This is a genomic window from Pseudocolwellia sp. G5-9, from assembly GCF_055808995.1.
In genome coordinates this window covers 429,973-442,226 of sequence record NZ_CM147893.1, presented here as the reverse complement: position 1 = coordinate 442,226, position 12,254 = coordinate 429,973, and the positions used below count along the sequence as shown (strand labels likewise).

At 34.4% G+C, this 12,254-nt stretch carries 16 protein-coding genes; 1 reads left to right on the top strand and 15 read right to left on the bottom strand.

All coding sequences use genetic code 11. The annotated features are described in order from the left end of the window. Nucleotides 1–155: 155 nt before the first annotated feature. Nucleotides 156–401, bottom strand: a complete 246-nt coding sequence (gene brnA, locus AC0L5Q_RS01870; RefSeq protein WP_473614023.1) for a type II toxin-antitoxin system BrnA family antitoxin — start codon at nucleotides 399–401, stop codon at nucleotides 156–158. Then, a complete protein-coding gene (locus AC0L5Q_RS01865; protein ID WP_473614022.1) occupies nucleotides 388–654 on the bottom strand; it encodes a BrnT family toxin in 267 nt (88 codons plus the stop codon). The genes brnA and AC0L5Q_RS01865 overlap by 14 nt, the downstream gene beginning before the upstream one ends. A gap of 126 nt (nucleotides 655–780) precedes the next feature. Here AC0L5Q_RS01865 and AC0L5Q_RS01860 point away from each other — a divergent pair, with 126 nt between their 5' ends. Beyond that, nucleotides 781–1,035: a type II toxin-antitoxin system CcdA family antitoxin gene (locus AC0L5Q_RS01860; RefSeq protein ID WP_473614021.1), complete on the top strand. Its 255-nt coding sequence runs from the start codon at nucleotides 781–783 to the stop codon at nucleotides 1,033–1,035. Between the two features lie 70 nt (nucleotides 1,036–1,105). On the opposite strand, the gene AC0L5Q_RS01855 is transcribed toward AC0L5Q_RS01860, so the two are convergent. The 13 genes from AC0L5Q_RS01855 to AC0L5Q_RS01795 all read right to left on the bottom strand — a co-directional run bounded on the left by AC0L5Q_RS01855 (nucleotide 1,106) and on the right by AC0L5Q_RS01795 (nucleotide 11,836). Next, complete coding sequence (locus AC0L5Q_RS01855) at nucleotides 1,106–2,122, bottom strand: hypothetical protein (RefSeq protein WP_473614020.1); 1,017 nt, start codon at nucleotides 2,120–2,122, stop codon at nucleotides 1,106–1,108. Between the two features lie 325 nt (nucleotides 2,123–2,447). Beyond that, nucleotides 2,448–3,125 carry an RES family NAD+ phosphorylase gene (locus AC0L5Q_RS01850; protein WP_473614019.1) on the bottom strand — a complete coding sequence of 226 codons (678 nt, stop codon included), beginning with the start codon at nucleotides 3,123–3,125 and terminating at the stop codon, nucleotides 2,448–2,450. Next, complete coding sequence (locus tag AC0L5Q_RS01845) at nucleotides 3,119–3,517, bottom strand: antitoxin Xre-like helix-turn-helix domain-containing protein (protein WP_473614018.1); 399 nt, start codon at nucleotides 3,515–3,517, stop codon at nucleotides 3,119–3,121. Before AC0L5Q_RS01845 ends, AC0L5Q_RS01850 begins: the two co-directional genes overlap by 7 nt. Before the next feature lie 107 nt (nucleotides 3,518–3,624). Continuing rightward, entirely contained in the window at nucleotides 3,625–5,685 is a 2,061-nt protein-coding gene (locus AC0L5Q_RS01840) for a transglutaminase TgpA family protein (protein WP_473614017.1), read from the bottom strand. Beyond that, the gene (locus AC0L5Q_RS01835; protein ID WP_473614016.1) at nucleotides 5,678–6,703 is read right to left on the bottom strand and encodes a DUF58 domain-containing protein; all 1,026 of its coding nucleotides are present in this window, start codon (nucleotides 6,701–6,703) and stop codon (nucleotides 5,678–5,680) included. Before AC0L5Q_RS01835 ends, AC0L5Q_RS01840 begins: the two co-directional genes overlap by 8 nt. A 44-nt stretch (nucleotides 6,704–6,747) precedes the next feature. Beyond that, nucleotides 6,748–7,674, bottom strand: coding sequence for an AAA family ATPase (locus AC0L5Q_RS01830; protein ID WP_473614015.1), 927 nt, complete (start codon nucleotides 7,672–7,674; stop codon nucleotides 6,748–6,750). Between the two features lie 78 nt (nucleotides 7,675–7,752). Beyond that, complete coding sequence (locus tag AC0L5Q_RS01825; RefSeq protein ID WP_473614014.1) at nucleotides 7,753–8,208, bottom strand: GNAT family N-acetyltransferase; 456 nt, start codon at nucleotides 8,206–8,208, stop codon at nucleotides 7,753–7,755. Nucleotides 8,209–8,232: 24 nt separating this feature from the next. Beyond that, nucleotides 8,233–8,583, bottom strand: a complete 351-nt coding sequence (locus tag AC0L5Q_RS01820) for a hypothetical protein (RefSeq protein WP_077341922.1) — start codon at nucleotides 8,581–8,583, stop codon at nucleotides 8,233–8,235. Between the two features lie 28 nt (nucleotides 8,584–8,611). Then, a complete protein-coding gene (locus tag AC0L5Q_RS01815) occupies nucleotides 8,612–8,890 on the bottom strand; it encodes a putative quinol monooxygenase (protein WP_473614013.1) in 279 nt (92 codons plus the stop codon). Nucleotides 8,891–8,987: 97 nt separating this feature from the next. Next, a complete protein-coding gene (locus AC0L5Q_RS01810; protein ID WP_473614012.1) occupies nucleotides 8,988–10,028 on the bottom strand; it encodes a CDP-glycerol--glycerophosphate glycerophosphotransferase in 1,041 nt (346 codons plus the stop codon). A gap of 292 nt (nucleotides 10,029–10,320) precedes the next feature. After that, nucleotides 10,321–10,872 (bottom strand): hypothetical protein, encoded by a 552-nt coding sequence (locus AC0L5Q_RS01805; protein ID WP_473614011.1) that lies wholly within the window; start codon nucleotides 10,870–10,872, stop codon nucleotides 10,321–10,323. Beyond that, nucleotides 10,869–11,327 (bottom strand): hypothetical protein, encoded by a 459-nt coding sequence (locus AC0L5Q_RS01800; RefSeq protein ID WP_473614010.1) that lies wholly within the window; start codon nucleotides 11,325–11,327, stop codon nucleotides 10,869–10,871. Before AC0L5Q_RS01800 ends, AC0L5Q_RS01805 begins: the two co-directional genes overlap by 4 nt. Nucleotides 11,328–11,386: 59 nt before the next feature. After that, on the bottom strand, nucleotides 11,387–11,836 hold the full coding sequence (locus tag AC0L5Q_RS01795; RefSeq protein WP_473614009.1) for a hypothetical protein: 450 nt from the start codon (nucleotides 11,834–11,836) through the stop codon (nucleotides 11,387–11,389). Nucleotides 11,837–12,254 lie beyond the last annotated feature (418 nt).

Here is a 12,254-nt window from a genome sequence, read left to right as displayed (position 1 = left end):
TTAAGTAAATTTAACCATAAGCATAGGGATAATACGAGTTAAAATAAGGATTTATTGAGGATAGTTTAGAGGCGTTGTATGTTTTTTAATTAAGAGGAAGCTTTAATAATAATCTCACTCTTAACCAAGTCGTTTTACTTGATAAATAGCACTCATTACTCATGCTTAAATTGATGTTTATTTAAACTCTCAATACGTTCAGCCAACCACACTTTAATAATTGATTGTCTGGTGACGCCAACACGGCTTGCTTCACGATCGAGTGAATCTAACATCCATTCAGGAAAGTCAACATTTACCCTTTTGGTCACTTGCGTTGTTCGTTTAGCTTTAGATAAATCTAAGTTGGCAAGCACATCATTACCAGCATCAAACTCTTTATCGAAATCAGAAGCTTTCATAAAATTTCACCTCGTTTGTTCTAGAACGCCTAACTGAAATTATACGAATATTATTATCTCGATATGTAATAACAGCTGACCAGTGTTTACCATTATAAAATGTAATAATAACATAGCGCGGTTCGTCGCTCGTATTAGCAGGAATTTCGACTAAATAAGGATCGTCCCATAGTAATTTTGCCTCATTAAATTCAATACCATGTTTTTCTAAATTGGTAAGGCTTTTATTTAAATCAAATTCAAAAGTATGCATAGAGTAAAAACTATACCTTTTTGATGTAGATTGCAAGTTATGGATAATACGAATGTAATGAGTTATAAAAGCATGGCTATTACCATACTCATAATTAAATACTAAATAATGATAGAGATAAAAACCATGCAAACACTATATGATTTAGATGCACCTAAAAAACAGATAAATCTTAATTTAAATAGCGACTTACTTAAAAAATCAAAAGTTCATAACATCAATTTATCAACGACATTAGAACGAGCCCTACAAAATAAGTTAAAAACAATTGAAGCTAAAAAATGGATAACTGAAAATAAAAAAGCGATAAAATCATACAATGATTTTATCGCTGAACATGGATGTTTTTCTGATGAATATAGAGAATACGATGATTTATAGATAATTAGATAACTTTGGACGTTAAGCTTGATCCTGAATTACCAGTGAATTCAAATCCCTTTACCGTTATCTAAAATATAGAACAAACATCAATCACACGTAACTTTTGATTTGTTACATAAGCAACTTGACAACCATCTGGAGATACTTCTGTGAGCCGTACAATTCCTCTAGTGATTTGATACGCTGTTCCATCATGAATAAGCCTAAGTCCATCAATACTACCTTTATTATTGACTGCACCAATAATACCTGCTTTTGTTGGTTTCGCATGTTGAAGTGCTGGACTAATATCCATTAACTCAAACTTTCCATTTATATGTAAAACCCTCACTGTTGCTGTAGTTTCTATTGAAGGGAATCTATTTTCTATCACATAAGCCTTTAACCAACTAATCCATTTGAAATCTGGAGTGAATTGACTTGACGAAGTAATAAGCTCAAGAGCTTGTCCATTAGCTTGATAATAAATCCACCTTTTATCTTTTCCATAATTTTTTGGAATTCGTAAGCATCCATGTTCTGAGCTCAACTTCCATGCGTCATAGGCCTCACCACTGGTGTTATCAAAAGGGCATTTATCTATAGGAGGTAAGTATTGGAAAGGCTTACTTTTAGCTTGATCATATTCTTCTTGAGTTTCCGAGCCTAAGTTACCATATAACAACTTAGGTTTAGACGTATGTTGGTTGTTTTTAGGATTGTATCCACCCATGGCTAAACGGATAAGTATTTTACCATTTTTATGCCCTATCAACTGTCCTTTTTTATAGAGAATAGTTTTATGGGTTGTAATATCTAGAATATTTACTTGTTTTGACGATTCAAGATCAGAATATTCTACACCATAAAAGCTATTCTTTCTTTTCGTGGAATTAACACCATAAATAACTTTATTAGAAGACAACCAGCTAACTACAGAGCCTCGTCCCATTTTGTCGATATAACCACTCCCTTCAATATATGCATATGGCTCAGATTGTGAAGTAGAGAGTGCAAGCGCATCAGCATATGCACGTTGCTCACTCTCAGGAAGATCTTCTATTCGATTATTTTTATCAGGAGAGCACCCTTGAACTATTAACATAATTATTAGAAAAAAATAATTTAGCCAATTTTTGAGATGTAGTTGAGCAATGTCATTCATTTGTAATTATCCATTTACTAGTTATCCATTTAGTGATTTCTGATTATGTAGATGTACCAGCAACAAAATCATTTTTCTATTTAATAATTTGCCAAGCATCAAATAAACGCAGTTTGTTGCATTAAAAATATTATGTAATTTTTTAGAACCTATGAACTCAATCTCGCAAAATTTATGTCGCTTGTTCATCTTTGATAAATGAAGCTACAGGCGCTAACAACACAATTTAAAAGCTATTACTCTGATTTATAAATAAACCCAACAGCTAACACTCCATAGTCAGTTCACGAACCTTTGAAATACCCTTACCATCAAACACAAATTCAAAGTGTTGGGTTTGAACCGCTGACTCAACATGTACGGGAGACATGAGTCCCCAACAAACAGCGCCTTTATGTCTAACTGAACGATATTGAATACCCGCTTCTTCTGCTTTTTTTACTTTAGCGCCAAAAATTCTAGAGGCAGTGTAATCATCAGGTGTATGAATATCATCAACTGACACAGCATCAATAAGTTCTACTGAGAACTTTACTTTAAGGCATCGCATATCAACGGTGTCGTAGTGAAGTCCTTCAATATTGCGAAAATACTTTTCTTGGTGATATCGAGTTTCTGCTATCGCGGTTTCCGCAGTATCAGCAAGATACAAGACACCGAATGAGCCATCACTAAAACGAGAGCCGTCGGGGGTAACATGGGTAAATGGCGCCGTAACGTAGTTTACTCCTGTTATACCAAAAGGTATTTCATTGGTTGGAATAAGGTTTAGATCGCCAAGCTCATCAAGATGTCTGGGATTGGTTAATGCTTGCAAGGCGTATGCCGTTTCAAAGTCGGTTTCGTCTATTACATCGTCGAACAAGGTAATTGGCGGAAACTTTGAGTTAACCATGCGATAAGAGGCTTGTTTAGAGAAAGATACACGTTTCTGCTCTACCATTGTCCGCTTCTCATGCTATCGATTCGCTTAAATACTTCATACAAGGCGCCAAAGTTTCCGGTGCTAATAATAGATAACGGACTTTTACCATTAAAGTATGGATTGCTATTAGCCATACCCATAAAACCATAAACGTTATCAGGGTTTGAGAATATGATTCTTAATGCCTGATGAATATTAGCAAGATAGCTCAGGCGCTCAAGCTGATCGCTGCTTAAAGAGGCAGAGCTAGGATCTTTTTGATAACGGTGAAAAGTGCTTTTTGGGATCCCTAAAATCGCTTGTTTTTGAGCTGCAGAGCATCCCCATTTTTCAAGAATATTGTTACCCATGGTAAAAGCTGCACTATGATTGATACTTGGTGCATATTGAGCTTCTGCTATCGTTGCCATTGCTTTGCTCCCAGATTAGACAATAACACCAATTTAGTCTCATTTAAGACTTATGTCAATAAGATGTCTTATTCGGGAGTAATAAAATTGATATCAAACCTTATTCTTTAAGCTATTTTCTTTATCTCTCGATAACTCTTCTTCAATGCTTTAACCACTGATGCGTGCTGCTTTTCATTTAACTGCTGATATTGAAGCGAAGTATACAGTTGGGTAAATTTAGCAAATTCAATGGCAAGTGTTGGCCATTCATTTTTGATCACTAATACAAAGTCTTTCGGGGTCATATCTGTTGGTTTTTGTATGCCCTGTTTAGCTAAGTGTTCAAGTATTTGTTGGTAGTAGTAATTAATATTTTGTGGTTTACGTGCTTGGTTTATTTGGCGTACTACCCACCATAAAACAATGGCGCTTATTAATAACAATGCGTAATAAATTAAGGTTAGCCAATGTAGGTCGAGCATTGATTTAAAAGCGAGAGCTATGTTTTGTAAAAACTTGTTTTGCTTGTCGGCGGTGTAGCCTATTACCCAACGTGTCCAGTTATAGTCAATCGCTTCAAGTTGTAATCGAATGCTATTAATAAAGGCGTTGTTGTTACTAAAACGTAATAGCGAAAAGTTTTCTGAGGTGGCGGCTTGTTCTCGCAGTAGTTGTTCTGAAAATCCACGCTCTACCCGCTCAGGATTTATAGCAGCGGTTGGGTCGACTCTTGTCCAGCCTTTACCTTGTATCCACACTTCACTCCATGCATGAGCATCGCGTTGGTAAATGCTGTAGTAGTCGGCTTGGGCGTTATATTCTCCGCCCATATAACCGGTAACAAGTCGAGCAGGTATACCTGCAGCTCGCATTAAAAAAGTAAAGCTGCTGGCAAAATGTTCACAAAATCCGGCTTTGGTTTCAAAATAAAACTGATCCAAACTATTATTCGTTAATCGCGGTGGATTAAGGGTGTAACGATAAGTATCTTGATTAAAAGTAGCTAGAACTGCGTTAATTAAGGTTTCGTTATTTTGATACTTTGCACGTAATTCTTTAGCTTTTTCAACCAGTTTTGGATTGCTTTGTTCGGGTACTGCTAAGTTTCTTTGGTAAGAGCGTTGGCTAATATATAACGCTAGTGGCGCTTCTACATAGCTGGTTACGTTATAACTGGTGTTTTGTGTGAGTTCTTTTTTGCTATACAACGAATAATCTTGTCGGTAAACAATATCGGTACTTTGCGGTTTAGTGCTGTCGATACGAGCAAGATCTAACCCGAACAACCAGTTTTGATACGTAGGTGATGCTATAACTTGGTAATTTACACGTTTACCTTTTGCGCTGGCTTGATCAAAAGGATATTGATAAATAACTCTTGGGTTTATGTTGGTTTTCCATGAGCGTCCGTCAAAGTTTTCCATCACTATAGTACGCCAATACAATTGTGAATAATTAGGAACGGTTTGCTCAAACTTAACTCTAAACGCCAATTCGTCAGACAATGCTAGGTTAGCTATATCGCCCACTTGTACAGAATCAGACAACCCTGTTTTTGCACTTTTAGCACTAGGTACTGCCCATAATGGCGAGAGTTTAGGAAATACAATAAACAGAAAAACGGCTAATGGAATACTTTGCACAAACACTTTCGCAGAGAGATTAACTGTATTCATATAGTTTTTAGTTGGCGCAAAATATCCAATAATAAGAGTAAAGTTAACAATAAGAATACAAAATAATATTAGAGCAAAGTACAACGACTGTTGAAAAATTAACGACGATACCACGACAAATAAACCTAATAAAACAATTTGATAAAAGTCGGATCGTTTGTTTTGTTCAAAACTTTTTAACACATACGACAAACACAGTAGGTGCAGCATAGTTGATAGCAAACCTAAACTTTTTGCCGTAAAAGCTAATAACAAACAACCAATTACTGAGAGTACGCCTATTAATATTTTACTGGGTTGTGGGGTTTTATTTTTAGTGATGAGTATTTGCCAAACTAAACAAATACCAATAATAGATAACATCCACCACGACAACTCTAACGACAAGGTAATTAAGTTAAAAAACTGACAAGCAATCAGCAACAAAATACTGTTAGCGCTTAGTTTAAAGTTTTGTTGCCCTGTATTTGTTGACTGAGTTTTTTTCTTTTTAGCTTTTTTATTAAACATTAAGCGCCACCTCAGATTCAGCATGGCTATTTAATGCAGACAACGCGCCGCTATGTTGTGGTTTGCCGTAAAAAGCTAAAGCGGTTAAACATTTATTGATATGCTTATTACCGGTTGATGGTGAAATTTGAATAGCGTCTAAATCTAGCCCGAACGGAATATTGTTTTTATGATGATCGAGTATTAAAAAGCACAGCATTTCTAATTTTGTTTCAATAGGTGCAGATGGTAATTGCTTTAAGCTTAACCAAACTTTATGGCCTAGCTCTATTTGTGTGGTTTTAGTTAACCAACCTTGACCGCGAGCAAGTTGTTTCCATGCAATTTTAGCATTCGACTCGCCCTGCTTGTATTCACGTAATTCGCCAAAGTCTTCTCCACCTTCAACAACGTTATTGCCGTTAATTTCTTCATGTTGTTGTGATGAATCTTGTTTTATGTGATGAAAGGTATTTTTAGCGGGATAGGTTATTACTTCACAATCAAAATCTAAATGTGTCCAACATACAAATAAACCTAAAGGATATTCACTCAATATTTTTAAGCGACCCGGATTATTTACACCACGCTTTAGTGCGTAAAACGGTATTTTAGTGGCAGACTCGCCCTCTTTTATCGCTACTTCAGTAGTTTGTTGGTTGTTCTCAAACTCAAAATTAATATCAAAACGTGGTTTGTTGCTGATAATGGTTAAAGGAACCGAAACGGTTTGTGTCGCATACGCGCTTACTTGGCTTTTAAATAAAAACTGCAAACCAAACATATTTAAAAAACTATACAGCATAGTGGTTAAAAACACGCTAGCAAATAAGTAGCTCATTAAAATAATTAAATTGTTTTGATAGTTAGTACCTAATAAAAATAAAACGAATACCGACAGCACGTAAGCCAAGCCAAACTTAGTAGGTAATATAAAAATATTTTTATTACTTAAGTTTTGCTTAGCTGCCGCTGGCATTCTTTTTTTCAAAAAATTATTAAAGCGCTTTTTAAAAAATGGTTTTAGTTGTTTAAACATAATAGCCAAGAGTTATTTACAAAAAATTGATTACAGCGAACTATTTACAACGGGTTAGTTGGGTCAACTTGCTGCAGTATATTTTTTGCTGCGCTTATTTCGTTGTTCATAGAAATAGTACCGCTGGTGTCTAAGCGATGTTCGCAAACGGCTTCAAAAACGGCTTGAATGTCTTGCGGTAAAACATGATCTCGATTATCAATAAACGCCCAAGCTTTAGCTGACGCTAACAGTGCTTTACCTGCTCTTGGCGATAATGGATTTACATTACCTAAGCCGTTGCGAGATATACGACACAAGGCTATAACGTATTCTAAAATAGCGTCAGATACGTGAATATCTTCTACGCTTTTTTGAATATCAATAAGTTGTTCAGGGCTTATGCAAGCAACTAAGTTAGTAATGTCGTGCTTGTTGTTACTATTACTGAGTATGCGCTTTTCGGCCTCTATACTCGGAAAGCCCAATGAAATTCGCATGGTAAAACGATCTAATTGCGACTCAGGTAACGGGTAAGTTCCTGAATGGAATAAAGGGTTTTGTGTAGCAATTACAAAAAAAGGTTCTGTTAACGGATAAGTTGTTCCGTCTATGCTGACTTGTGCACTTTCCATCGATTCAAGCAATGCACTTTGTGTTTTAGGGCTAGCTCGGTTAATTTCGTCGGCCAGCACAACCTGATTAAAAATAGGCCCTTTATGTAAAGTGAACTTATTTTCAGCAGTATCGAATATTGAAATGCCCACAACATCTGACGGTAACATGTCGCTCGTGAATTGTGTGCGCTGGTAAGACAAACCCAAGGTTTTAGAAAGCGCCTGAGCTAAGGTAGTTTTACCCGTACCCGGCAAATCTTCGATAAGAATATGACCTTTGGCAAATAAACACGCTAAGGCTAAGCGAATTTGAGGCTCTTTTCCGATAACAATAGAACCAACTTGTTGAACAATAGTAGATAGTAAATGCTGCATAATCCCTACGACAGATTTTTAGATTATTGAAGTGCAGCCAACTTACCGTATATAAGTGCTGAGCTCAAATAAAAAAACTTATTTAACCATATATAAGCAATTTTTTATTGTTAATTCAGATGGATAGTTCGCTATAGTGAAACCAATTTTCTTATAAGTGTTTAATGCTATTTCATTATGAGAGAACACAAACAGTGAACATTGAATAACGTTTAATTCTTTAAGACCTAACTCACAAAGACAATTGATTAACTCTTTTGCTAAACCTTTCCCCCTAAAATTAGGATTTACAATGAGTCGGGCTAAATGACATTTACCTAAACGCAGGTAATATTGCCCAAAAGCTAAAAAATCAGAGTCGTTCGATACAAGAGAAAAAGAACTTAAATCATTAAGCTGTAAATCATCAACAAAAGAAGTGTTGTTATAAGGAAAGCTAAAGTTAGGGCCAGCCCAGTCCGTAAGGTCTTTTTCATTAGAAAACCAACTCATCATTTCTATCAAATGTTCGTTAAGAGGTTGTACGAGTTGCATACTTTTCTTTCCTTCGCTTACAAATTAAAACACCATTACGTGATCAACAAGGTATTGGCCATTTTCATAAACCAACAACATTTCAGCTACAAACTCACCTTCCGCTTTACTGAACGTTTGCTTCCAAATAATGGCTGCAGCATTTGGCCTTTTAAATACAGCTACAGGTGTTCTGTCACGAAATACACCTTTTTCATTTTGGTAATGTTCACAAACCGATTGAAGATAAGCAGGTGTAACTATACCTTTCATCCGTTCTGTAAAGTGCAGAACATGTTTTGTATGGTTTATTTCGGTAGACGCAGCCATTAAGTTATCCATAATAGGATCAGCTATATCAAAAATTTGCTGGTCTGATAATGATTGAAAATTCATAAAGATCCTTGGAAAATATATCTATTAGTTATTCACTATTTACTTCGTATTCTTTTACTTCAAATGATTCTACAAGTGAGAACAAGTCGCTATCTGGTCCTGAATCTCGAAATGCTTTAAGAGCAGTATAAGATTGCCATTTTTCAAAAATATTAACTCGATTTGAATCAATAGCGTCTGGTGATACAGAAAAATCTTCACAAGCAGTATTACTTCTTGCCAATTGAATCGACTCTTGAGATTTTGTAATAAATTCGTCTCGTAATTCAGGTTTTATAATAAGCTTACCTGCAACAATTATTGGCATGTTATATTTTCCAAAACTAAATTAAATTAAAATGAATGGCTCTTCACTTAACATAAAACATTCTTGTTTCTAAGCAGCCATAGATTTAGTCTATCTTTTACCAAGACCAATAATTTAAACGTTTTCTAAATTTTAAATTTTTAAGAAAATTTAGAGGCTTGGATTTATATAAAGGATATTTATTATCAAGCACATCATCTATTGCTTTAATAACTCTATCTGATGATTTACCATCAGTATAGGGGTGCGTTTCTTCATTATAACTCAGTATTTCCTGCATTAATTCAGCAGGATAAGTTAACGCTTTTTCTATTGCTGATTTTAAATCTTTAGCGTCAGTAATATTAAGTAAATAGGGTTTAGCATCAATATTTTTAACTGTTACAGCCGGTTTGTTTTGGATAATAAACATTGTAAGAGAAGAAGAAGTATCTCCTATCATAATATCGGCTTCTTGCAATATAGGAATAAGATCATCGGTTGCTTGATAACTGAGATTTTTATTTTCAATTGACCTATATAACTCAATAACACTTGGATCAGACTTGGGGTGTAGTGAAACAATCCATTTCCAATCCATAGTTTCAGATAGCGCTTTAACTTGCGGAAATATATACTTAGCTTGTGTAAGGCGTTTACTAAATGTAGATCCTAGAAAAATAGTCGGCTGCTTGTTCTTTTTTATTTCTTGAGATGGATCGAATAATTTATCAAAAGTCGACCATCCTGTTTCAACCACATTAAAATAACCATACTGTTTTTGTAATGCTTTAAATTGACTTGTTGTGTTAGGTCCTTGCGTACAATAAAGATCAAAGCACCCTCTAACTTTGAAATGATCGTTGACACCTCTTTTATCAACTTTTCCGGCATCAAAACCATGAAAAACACAAACTTTTAAGCCGGGTAAAAAACTTGGGATACTATTTGCTGTAGCAATTACAACATCAGGTTGGTAATTAAATACCTCTGCAACTGTATCGATTAAACGCTCGTCGGGCGTAAGAAAACTTTTAGTGACATTGTTACCTTCAAAAAACCAATTGACTTCATCTCCTCTTGCGAAGAGTAGTTCTTGCAAAGGTCTTAAAATAGCAAAACTATAATCTTGTGATATGTAAAAAAGAAATTTTCTCAAGACTTGTCTCCTAGCTGAGCGGTAAATATGTAAATAAAAAATAAAAAGACTTGTGTTTTACAATCACTGAATATTTGTTGAAAAAACAATAAGGCGATTCCTGTAGTAGTATATTTAAATGAAGTTTTTGATTAGTTTACTAAAATGTGTAACTAAGCGAAATAGAACAAACGGTATAATGTTTAGCTTAATGCATCAATCATAAGGTAAATAAACACAATACCAATTTAAGTAATAAATAGATCAGCTTGGTATAACGACTTTGTCATGACGGTAATGAGCGTATTTAAAATCAGCGACCATAAACACGATCACAAGAAGTTTGTCTTAAATTTTTATTTTTGATAGTCGGATTTTCTTTATACGCTTGAGTCCAAAATTTACAGGTTTTAAGATTTTCTTTTCTGATGTGCTCTCTATCAGCACGTTCATTTTCTCTTCTTATTCTGTTTTTTTCGTTTATTTGTTCTTGCTTAATTTTATCAGCTTCGACCTTTTTCTTTCTTTTTTCTTGTTGTGCTTTTTTGTAGGCTTCTTGTCTTATTCTTTCTTGTTGCCACTGCTCATTAGTTTTATATCCGGCTTGCTTATAACCACTTCGAAGTTGAGCATTCATATTACGCTCCATCTCTAACTGGCGATTTAATATGTTTTCTTTTTGCTGATATTTAGCCTCTAAATAAGCCTCTTGATTCTTTTTAGCTTGCTCTAAATACAAGGATGTTTGTTGAATAGCTAACTCTGTTTCTGATAGGTAAAACGCGTTAAACAACGAGGCAGCTATATAACTGATAATATAAAGTGCGATAAGACCAATTAATACTTTTTTTAATAGGTCACTCATTGCATTTGCTTCAGTTGCTTATCAATATTTTTTGTTCTGTTATCCATAATATTTTGAACATTATTAGTGTCATTAATTAAGTCTTTTATTTTATTCGATTGTGAAGGTGCTGAGCTTGTTTTTTCAATTTTACTGTCAGTTTTTACACTTTTTATTTCGGCTTTATCTAATGGTTTAATGGCTGGAATAATGGTTAAGTTTTCTGGTTTTGTCCAAGCTTTAGCATTCTCAATTTTTTTGTCTGAGTAATGCCAAATGCCCTGCTCGTCTTGCCATTTATAAATAGTAGGATCTTCGCCACGGCTTAATGAGTTACTACTTTGATTTAGTAACGAATTCGTTTTATCGACCACGGTATCTTTAAAGCCTGTTACTTTTTGTGTAACACTTTGATGGTTATAAAAATCAGATAGATTTAACCAAGGTTGTCCGTCTGGTTTTTTCAGTACAAACAAACTTCCCAACCCCAAAGCGACAATACATATCATTAAATACAAAAACTGTTTCATAACAATTAATATGGGCCTTGGTTAGCGTTTGCGGCATCTTCTAAATATTTAGCTGAAAGCTTTTGATAATTAAAACGGCAAATAAGAAAAGATATAACAACGACTAATGCCACCACAATAATTGACGATACGTTACGTAACAACGACAGCACTACAATAATGCTAGGCATGGTAATAAAAATCACTAGTAGTAATTCACTCTGCTTTTTTATTTTAGCGTAACTAAACAGCCCAATAGAAAACAAAATAACAACAAACCACATGTCGACAGTAAATTCGGTTAATCCTTCAAACGATAGTAAGTTTTGCTTAGCTGCTACTGACGTTAATGTTGCGGTTGATATATGAAATATAATTTGAAAAACAAAAAGATTTAAAATTAAAAATAAAACGGGAAGTTTAGTTTCAAGAAAGCTAGGCTCTTTTAATTCATTGTTATTGAGGTATTGATGCACTTAAGATCCTTTAATGAGAGAGATTTGAATATTGACGAAAATCACATGAATAATATTTTACCCCTTTGATGAATACAAGTAATTCCCCCCTATCAATAGGTGATTTTATTGAAACAAAAACAAACCCATCAACCATTAGTTTATAATTTATACAAAGTATAAAAATGAGTGTGATGTTATAGTTCATACATTATTTAAAACAGTAAAAACACGCAGGAATAGTCCATTATTTCTACGACTTTGCTCTTTTAAATTTGATATAAAAAAACATTGTTAAATAGTTCAAATAAGTCTTTGCTATACATAAAATATTAGCAATAATATATGTTCATTATTTTCGCGGGTTATAGCTCTAATCAGCTATGCCTTAACTATACCAATTGAAAGAATAAATTCACCAGTTTATAACTGAAATAAT

Excerpts from the sequence above, each read along its gene's own strand:
- AC0L5Q_RS01820 (WP_077341922.1), bottom strand. The coding sequence starts at position 8,583 with ATGAATTTTCAATCATTATCAGACCAGCAAATTTTTGATATAGCTGAT.
- AC0L5Q_RS01850 (WP_473614019.1), bottom strand. The coding sequence starts at position 3,125 with ATGGTAGAGCAGAAACGTGTATCTTTCTCTAAACAAGCCTCTTATCGC.
- AC0L5Q_RS01840 (WP_473614017.1), bottom strand. The coding sequence starts at position 5,685 with ATGTTTAATAAAAAAGCTAAAAAGAAAAAAACTCAGTCAACAAATACA.
- AC0L5Q_RS01825 (WP_473614014.1), bottom strand. The coding sequence starts at position 8,208 with ATGCAACTCGTACAACCTCTTAACGAACATTTGATAGAAATGATGAGT.
- AC0L5Q_RS01865 (WP_473614022.1), bottom strand. The coding sequence starts at position 654 with ATGCATACTTTTGAATTTGATTTAAATAAAAGCCTTACCAATTTAGAA.
- AC0L5Q_RS01855 (WP_473614020.1), bottom strand. The coding sequence starts at position 2,122 with ATGTTAATAGTTCAAGGGTGCTCTCCTGATAAAAATAATCGAATAGAA.
- AC0L5Q_RS01845 (WP_473614018.1), bottom strand. The coding sequence starts at position 3,517 with ATGGCAACGATAGCAGAAGCTCAATATGCACCAAGTATCAATCATAGT.
- AC0L5Q_RS01805 (WP_473614011.1), bottom strand. The coding sequence starts at position 10,872 with ATGAGTGACCTATTAAAAAAAGTATTAATTGGTCTTATCGCACTTTAT.
- AC0L5Q_RS01860 (WP_473614021.1), top strand. The coding sequence starts at position 781 with ATGCAAACACTATATGATTTAGATGCACCTAAAAAACAGATAAATCTT.
- AC0L5Q_RS01815 (WP_473614013.1), bottom strand. The coding sequence starts at position 8,890 with ATGCCAATAATTGTTGCAGGTAAGCTTATTATAAAACCTGAATTACGA.
- AC0L5Q_RS01830 (WP_473614015.1), bottom strand. The coding sequence starts at position 7,674 with ATGCAGCATTTACTATCTACTATTGTTCAACAAGTTGGTTCTATTGTT.
- AC0L5Q_RS01835 (WP_473614016.1), bottom strand. The coding sequence starts at position 6,703 with ATGTTTAAACAACTAAAACCATTTTTTAAAAAGCGCTTTAATAATTTT.
- brnA (WP_473614023.1), bottom strand. The coding sequence starts at position 401 with ATGAAAGCTTCTGATTTCGATAAAGAGTTTGATGCTGGTAATGATGTG.